We start from the raw sequence: 2,377 nt of genomic DNA, 5'->3' as shown, positions 1-2,377 counted from the left end.
GGCACCGTAGAACAAGGATTCCTCGATGCGATGGGTGACTATCCGGCCATGAAGTACATCCTTACGCTGCATGAGAGTATCGCCGTAATGATAGCCGACGGCTATGCGCGTTGCACCCAACGCCCTACCCTCGTGCAACTGCACAGCACTCCCGGTATCGGCAATGCGGTAGGGGCGCTGTATCAGGCCAAGCGCGGCCATTCACCGTTGGTAGTGATAGCCGGAGACGCCGGCCTGAGCTACCTCAACATGGACGCACAGATGGCCGGAGACCTGGTGGCCTTCATGGAGCCGGTGACCAAGTACGCCACGATGGTCACGGATAGCCGTTCGGTGTTGCGCACCCTCAGACGTGCCATCAGGATAGCCGCCACTCCCCCCATGGGGCCGGTGTATGTGTGTCTGCCGATGGACGTCCTCGATGAGGTAAACAACGAAGAAGTCTTTCCCACGCTGATCCCCGATACGCGTGTGTTGCCCCGGGCAGGGGTCATAGAGGCCGCCGCCGAGGCACTGTTGAAGGGACAGACCCCCATGATCTTTGTCGGGGATGGCGTTGCGTATTCCAATGCCAATGACGAACTGACACGTGTTGCCGAACTACTTGGCGCCGAGGTCTATGCCGCCGATATCGGCGATGTAGTTATGGACACGACCCATCCGCTGTACAAGGGAACAACAGGACACATGACCGGCTCCTACTCCCTGCCAATCACCAGGAAGGCAGACTCGGTCCTCATCGTTGGGACGTACATGTTGCCGGAGGTGTTCCCCGAACTTGGCGACATCTTTTCACCGGGAACAAGGGTCGTACACTTCGACCTTAATGCCTACGAAATTGGCAAAAATCACAGGGTCGATATTGCGGCAGTAAGCGATCCCAAGTTGTCACTCGCCGCCCTTGCCGATGAACTGCAACGACGCATATCGCCCCAGTACAGGGCCGATGCCGACAAGAGAATGGCCCTCAGCGGTCAGCTCAAAGCCGATAAGCACAAGGCCGAAGTCGAAGCCGATAAGAAAACCATGTATGAACCCATCCGTGTAAAGATGCCGGCACTTGCGGTAATATTGGCAGAAAAACTACCCAAGGATGCGATAATCTTTGATGAGGCGCTGACCGCCTCACCCGATCTGACGCGCTATCTGCCGCCAAGGACGCCGGGAAGCTACTTTGTTACACGCGGAGGTTCCCTGGGGATTGGTATACCGGGGGCCATCGGGGCAAAGCTCGCACATCCGGAAAAGACCGTGATCGGTTTCTCCGGTGATGGCGGTTCCATGTATACGATCCAGGCACTGTACACGGCCGCCCGCTATAACATAGGGGCCAAGTTTGTAATATGCAACAATGCCTCCTACCGGCTGTTAAACCTGAACATTGACCAGTACTGGAAGGAAAGGGATATTAAAGACCGGCCGTTGCCTGTGGCATTTGACCTGTCCAAGCCCAAGATGCGTTTTGATTACCTGGCTTACGCAATGGGGATGAGGGGAGATCGGGTGGACAACCCCTTCTTTCTTGGACACCCCGTGAGCTTGATGCTGGGAGATGACAACCCATTTCTCCTGGAAATTGTCATGCCCTAAGAGCAACGTAAATCTGATAGAAAAAACACGTAAGGAGGTTAGCAGTTATGAATAAAACGGTGTTGACACCAGAGGTCATCGATAAACTTGCACGGGTGTGGTACGACAAACTCGACGTACACGCCCCGATGATAGAGATACTGCCCATGTTGGCGGAGGAGGGGCTGTTTATGGTCTTTCCGGAGGCCACGTTGGAGGGTCTGGCGGCTTTTGAACTATGGTATCAGGGCGTGATACGCATCTTCTTTGATGAAGTACACGTGGTGAAGTCCGTAGAGTCAAATATCAATGGCGACCAGGCAGAGGTGAAGGTAGTAGTGCAGTGGGAGGCTAGTTGCTGGACCCCACCGGCAAGGTACAGCAAGCGTATCAAGTTAGACGCCTATCAGACATGGACAGTCAAGGTATCAGACAAGACCGGCCTGCCGGTTATTTCCAAGTACACGGTGGATGACCTGAAGTATAACGAAGGCTCCGCAAAACTTTAACCCTGACGTTTAACCAAAAACATTGAAGGAGATTACAGTATGGGAAATGCACCGGATACACAACTAGGCAGGTTATACAAAGAGCACATAGACCTGATCCTGAAAAAGGACATCGAGGCAATCCTGGACCAGTACACCGATGATGCCGTGCTGATCAGCAGCTTTGAGAAGGTCCCCAAGGTCTTCCGTGGCCGCGACCAGTTGCGGGAACACTTTAAAGGCATCTTAGGGATTCAGGACATCAAGGTGGACATAGCCTTCTGGGGAGAGGTTGACAACAGGCTTCTGATGATAGTTGA

The 2,377-nt window shown here is 53.9% G+C and carries 3 protein-coding genes; all 3 read left to right on the top strand.

Annotated elements, in window-relative coordinates; translation table 11 throughout:
* The coding region (locus HWQ67_RS16475) for a thiamine pyrophosphate-binding protein (protein ID WP_218253777.1) at window positions 1-1,590 on the top strand (1,590 nt) is incomplete at its 5' end.
* 47 nt (window positions 1,591-1,637) lie between these two features.
* The gene (locus tag HWQ67_RS16470) at window positions 1,638-2,078 is read left to right on the top strand and encodes a hypothetical protein (protein WP_218253776.1); all 441 of its coding nucleotides are present in this window, start codon (window positions 1,638-1,640) and stop codon (window positions 2,076-2,078) included.
* 39 nt (window positions 2,079-2,117) lie between these two features.
* Window positions 2,118-2,377: nuclear transport factor 2 family protein (locus HWQ67_RS16465; RefSeq protein ID WP_218253775.1), on the top strand; the 260-nt coding region annotated here is incomplete at its 3' end.

It is taken from the genome of Candidatus Magnetobacterium casense, from assembly GCF_019173545.1.
GTDB classification, from domain to species: domain Bacteria; phylum Nitrospirota; class Thermodesulfovibrionia; order Thermodesulfovibrionales; family Magnetobacteriaceae; genus Magnetobacterium; species Magnetobacterium cryptolimnobacter.
This window is presented reverse-complemented; position numbering and strand designations above follow the sequence as displayed.

Coding starts and splice junctions, on each gene's coding strand:
- HWQ67_RS16470 (WP_218253776.1), top strand. CDS start 1,638: ATGAATAAAACGGTGTTGACACCAGAGGTCATCGATAAACTTGCACGG.